At 70.2% G+C, this 4,175-nt stretch carries 7 protein-coding genes; 3 read left to right on the top strand and 4 right to left on the bottom strand.

The window, feature by feature from the left end; genetic code table 11:
* Window positions 1-25 precede the first annotated feature (25 nt).
* Together ACFU6K_RS32825 and ACFU6K_RS32820 are read right to left on the bottom strand one after the other, a co-directional pair.
* Complete coding sequence (locus ACFU6K_RS32825) at window positions 26-166, bottom strand: DUF397 domain-containing protein (RefSeq protein ID WP_380669269.1); 141 nt, start codon at window positions 164-166, stop codon at window positions 26-28.
* The gene (locus tag ACFU6K_RS32820) at window positions 120-1,073 is read right to left on the bottom strand and encodes a helix-turn-helix domain-containing protein (RefSeq protein ID WP_380669267.1); all 954 of its coding nucleotides are present in this window, start codon (window positions 1,071-1,073) and stop codon (window positions 120-122) included. The genes ACFU6K_RS32825 and ACFU6K_RS32820 overlap by 47 nt, the downstream gene beginning before the upstream one ends.
* 161 nt (window positions 1,074-1,234) lie before the next feature.
* Here ACFU6K_RS32820 and ACFU6K_RS32815 point away from each other — a divergent pair, with 161 nt between their 5' ends.
* Both ACFU6K_RS32815 and ACFU6K_RS32810 read left to right on the top strand, forming a co-directional pair.
* Window positions 1,235-1,669, top strand: coding sequence for an ATP-binding protein (locus ACFU6K_RS32815; protein ID WP_380669265.1), 435 nt, complete (start codon window positions 1,235-1,237; stop codon window positions 1,667-1,669).
* 17 nt (window positions 1,670-1,686) lie between these two features.
* Window positions 1,687-2,247, top strand: coding sequence for a hypothetical protein (locus tag ACFU6K_RS32810; RefSeq protein WP_380669263.1), 561 nt, complete (start codon window positions 1,687-1,689; stop codon window positions 2,245-2,247).
* 166 nt (window positions 2,248-2,413) lie between these two features.
* On the opposite strand, the gene ACFU6K_RS32805 is transcribed toward ACFU6K_RS32810, so the two are convergent.
* Complete coding sequence (locus ACFU6K_RS32805) at window positions 2,414-2,791, bottom strand: nuclear transport factor 2 family protein (RefSeq protein WP_380669261.1); 378 nt, start codon at window positions 2,789-2,791, stop codon at window positions 2,414-2,416.
* Window positions 2,792-2,904: 113 nt separating this feature from the next.
* Complete coding sequence (locus tag ACFU6K_RS32800) at window positions 2,905-3,276, bottom strand: winged helix-turn-helix transcriptional regulator (RefSeq protein ID WP_380669259.1); 372 nt, start codon at window positions 3,274-3,276, stop codon at window positions 2,905-2,907.
* A 77-nt stretch (window positions 3,277-3,353) separates the two neighbouring features.
* Here ACFU6K_RS32800 and ACFU6K_RS32795 point away from each other — a divergent pair, with 77 nt between their 5' ends.
* Complete coding sequence (locus ACFU6K_RS32795) at window positions 3,354-4,001, top strand: NADPH-dependent F420 reductase (RefSeq protein WP_380669257.1); 648 nt, start codon at window positions 3,354-3,356, stop codon at window positions 3,999-4,001.
* Window positions 4,002-4,175: the final 174 nt, after the last annotated feature.

Here is a 4,175-nt window from a genome sequence, read left to right as displayed (position 1 = left end):
GGCACCCCCCGACGCCACATCGGGCTCACTCAGGGAAGTCCCCGGTATGGATCGCGGCGATGAAGGAGTCCCAGGCGGCGGACGGGAAGACGAGCACCGGGCCGTGAGGGTCCTTGGAGTCACGCACCGGGACGGCGTCGGGGAGGAAACCAAGGGCCGCCTCGATGCACTCGGCCCCGTCGTTCCCGCTGTAGCTGCTCCTGCGCCAAGCGGCCCTCGTGAGATCGACGTTCAGCAAAGCGGTACTCCTCCATCGCGTCGGCGATCAGGGCTCGGGTATCTCCCGGCGAGAGTACACCGGTACGCACCATGTCGAAGTCGCGCCTGGACCCCTCTACAACCGACGGGGCGTCGCTGAAGTGTCCTCGATACAGGCTCTCCGAATACACCCACTCCTTCCCATCTGGCATCAGCATCAGGATCATCGAGGTGGCTGGCGCAGCCGGCAGGGGAGATCCAAACGGCGCTACCTCAATCACGATGTTCGACTCCTCAGTGACCGCGATCAGGTGTTCCATCTGCCGCCGCATCACCCCCGGGCCTCCAACAACCGTACGGATGGCACTCTCGTCGAGCACCACCATGAGCGTTGGCCCATCAGCAGCCAAGAAACGGCCCTGTCGATTCAATCGGGCCTCGACTCGCTCGGCGAACAGTTTCGGGTTGTTGCGCGCGTTTCCAGTGCTGATCATCGCGCGAACGTACTCTTCGCACTGCAAGAGGTCGTTGATCCGGTTGAACTGAAGCACCCGAATCGCCAGCGCCTCGTCCTCCAGTTCCCTGAACTTCTCGAACCAGTCCGGGGTTTCGATGTCCGCCTGCCAGTCCACCCGCTCCCACAACCGGACCAGCAGGCCCCCCATGGCCAGGATCTCGTCAGCCCTCTCGACGGTGTCCCGATCCATCGGCCTTCTACCGCCCTCGAACCGGGTGATCACCGTACGGTCGAGGTGCAGCAGCCTGCCCAGCTGCTGCTGTGTATAGCCGGCTCGCTCACGTGCGTAGCGGAGCGCTTCGCCGAACATCTCCGCCGGGTTCGCCGTCGGCTCGAGCCCAAGGCGCCGATGTGCCATGTGTTTCCCCCTCAGGTGTTCCAGATCTCCACACAGTGTTTTGGTCGCAACCGTAACTCCGGCACCCCCATCATTGATGCCGGAACGCAATCTATTGCATGCGTAGCGTTACATCGCGCGCCCCCCTTCACGCCCCCTCCGCCCCCCTGAGGTGCTCCCCCATGCTCTCGTCCCGCCGGCCCCGCGCGTTCGTCGCGCACCTCGACTCCTGCATCGAGTCCACGCCCCTGGCCCGCTACTTGCTCCGCGCGTACCTCTCCGGCCTGCCCTCCGGCGACCGCTACTCGGACACCGCTGAACTCCTCCTCGGCGAACTCTTCGCCAACGCCGTCCAGCACTCCGACGCCCCCGACGACCGCCACATCGAGATCCGCTTCGCCCTGATCAACTCCCGCCTGCGGCTGGAGGTCCACGACGCCGGCAGCGGCCGTCCGTCCCTCCACGCCCCCACCCCCTCCGACGAGCACGGGCGCGGCCTGTTCCTCGTCAACGAGCTCGCCGAACGCTGGGGCTGCACCTCCCGCCCCGACGGCATCGGCAAGTTCGTCTGGGTCACCGTCGCCCCGGCCCCCGTCCCCGCCCTCGTCACCGCCTGAAAGACCGAAGCCCCCTCATGCACCTCACGACCCTGGCCCGGCACGCCCTCTCCCGTGGCCGCACCCCCGCCGACACCTATGCCCTCCTCGCCCGCCGCACCCGCGAGCCCCTCCCCTCCGCCCGCGCCGTCTGCCTCGCCCTCACCATCCCCCTCGCCGAGACCACCCGCCGTCTCAACGACTGCTATGACGCCCTCCTCGCCGACCACCACCCCGGCGACGAGACCGACACCGGCGAACTCCTCGAAGCCCTCGGCGTCTTCGACATCCCCAAGTCGCTCACCGACACCGAACTCGCCGTCGTCGACCAGCTCCTCGCCGCCGTCGACGCCCACGGCAGCCTGCGCCCCGGCCACCACCACGGCCTCCAGCGGTGGTTCACCACCGGCAACCTCACCACCGCCTACCTCTCCCTCACCACCACCCGCCCCATGCCCCGCACCGGTGACCCCGCCCGCTACTGGACCGCCCTCACCACCGCCGGCGAACTCCTCACCACCACCCATCACTCCGAGACCCGCATCAAGTACGCCCTCGCCCACTGCCGCTCCCAGGCCACCCGGACCTGGCTGTCCTGACCGCGTGGGTTCGCCGGGTCGATGGTCGTGACGGTTGGATGTGCGGTGACGCCCGTTGGACCGCCGGAGGCGCGGTGGCTGAGCCTGTCCGTGTCAGTGGCATCGCGACGCCGACGCCCGACATCCCGCCCGACATCCCGCCCGCCGCCCCGCCCGCCATCCCGGCTCAGGAGGTGAAGGGCTCGATCTCCCCCGCGAAGACGATGATCTGGTCGATGAGGCTCCGCCGCAGGTGGACGACGTCCGTTCCCGCCAGGCTGGGGCCTCCGTCCGGCGTGGTGAAGACCCACTGGTACCGGGCCCACTCGTCGGGCATGTCCACCTCCGAGCAGCGCGCCATCGTGCCCGTCCCCGCCGGGTGGCGCCGGATGTCCAGTACGAACCGCTCGACCGCCGCGATTCCCTCGCTGCGGCCCAACGGCCCCCAGAAGACCACGTCCGAGGTCAGGGCCTGGGAGAGCAGGGCAGTCACATAGCTGTCGTCCGAGGCGTTGAACGCGGAGATGAACGTGTCGATCGCGGAGCGTGCCGTCTCTTCCTGCATACCCCAGTAATACCAGCCGCTACGCGTACGCTCCTCCCCCGAGCCGCCTTCCGATCACGGTGGACCGTCCCGGTCACAGCACCGGCGCCCCGGTTGCGACATCTCGATCGGCGTCAGTCGCGGCTGTGCCCGGTTGCCTCCGCCCGCTCCCGGGCCGCCATCACGTCCTCGCCGTGTTCGAAGGCCCAGGCGCCGAACGCCTCGATCGGTTCCAGGAGTGTCCGCCCCAACCCCGTGAGGGTGTACTCCACACGCGGTGGCGACCCGGTGTACGGGCGGCGCTCGACCAACCCGTCGGCCTGGAGCCGACGCAGCGTCTCCGTGAGGACCTTGGGGCTGATCCCGCCGATCCGCCCGCGCAGTTCACCGGGCCGCGAGGGCCCCTCGCGCAGCGCCCACACCACGACGGCGTTCCAGGTGTTGGCGAGCAGATCGAAGGCGAGCCGGGCGCGGCAGTCGGCGAGGAAGCCGTGGTCAGGGGTCACTTACCAGATGGTGCCCCAGGACTTTCCTACTGTCTCCCCGTTCCCACTGGCAGGTCGTCACAAGGAGGTTGGTCGTCATGAGGATCGGGATCATCGGTACCGGGACGATGGCGCGGGTGCTGGGTACACGGTGGGCGGGGGCCGGCCACGACGTGCTGGTGGGCGGGCGGGACACCGGCCGCGCCGCCGCCCTCGCCGAGGGGGTCGGCGGGCGGGCGGGAACTCCGCGGGACGCGGTCGAGCACGGCCGGGACGCGGTGCTGCTGGCCGTGCCGTACTCGGCGGCGATCAGCGTGGCCTCCGGCCTGGCCGACGCCGTACGGGGAAGGACGCTGGTCGACTGCACCAACCCGGTCGCGCCGGGTTTCGTCCTGGAGACCTGTGGCGGGCCCTCGGCTGCCGAGCGCATCGCGGCCGCGGCACCCGGCGCGTCCGTGGTCAAGGCGTTCAACCTCTGCCACGAGAGCGTGTGGCGCAGGACCCCGCCCGTCTTCGACGGACGCCCCCTCCTGGTGCCGCTCTGCGGCGACGACGCGCCGGCGCTCGACACCGTGCGGCTCCTCGTCCGCGACCTCGGCTGCGTGCCGGTCAGCGGAGGCGGGCTCGACCGGGCAGGCCTCCTGGAGGCGACGGCGGCGTTCCTGATCGGCCTGTGGGTGGGCGAGGGCGCGGACGCCCAGGCGATCGCGCCGCCGCTGGAGTACGCGGGCGTCGATCTCCCCTGATCCGCGATCGCTCCCCACCACCCGCCCCGCACGGGAAGTCGGACCCGCCGACTTCTCACGCGGCCGCCTGGTGCGGGGACCCGCTCTGCCGTTCCCTCCCGCGCGTACTGGTCGCGGCTGCGATCACCGCGTCCATGGAGGTGGCGGAAGGCCGGCGGCCCGGACGGCCGGCGC

The sequence above is a fragment of the Kitasatospora sp. NPDC057512 genome (assembly GCF_042802135.1).
GTDB lineage: Bacteria > Actinomycetota > Actinomycetes > Streptomycetales > Streptomycetaceae > Kitasatospora.
This window is presented reverse-complemented; position numbering and strand designations above follow the sequence as displayed.

Coding starts and splice junctions, on each gene's coding strand:
- ACFU6K_RS32810 (WP_380669263.1), top strand. CDS start 1,687: ATGCACCTCACGACCCTGGCCCGGCACGCCCTCTCCCGTGGCCGCACC.
- ACFU6K_RS32815 (WP_380669265.1), top strand. CDS start 1,235: ATGCTCTCGTCCCGCCGGCCCCGCGCGTTCGTCGCGCACCTCGACTCC.
- ACFU6K_RS32795 (WP_380669257.1), top strand. CDS start 3,354: ATGAGGATCGGGATCATCGGTACCGGGACGATGGCGCGGGTGCTGGGT.
- ACFU6K_RS32805 (WP_380669261.1), bottom strand. CDS start 2,791: ATGCAGGAAGAGACGGCACGCTCCGCGATCGACACGTTCATCTCCGCG.
- ACFU6K_RS32820 (WP_380669267.1), bottom strand. CDS start 1,073: ATGGCACATCGGCGCCTTGGGCTCGAGCCGACGGCGAACCCGGCGGAG.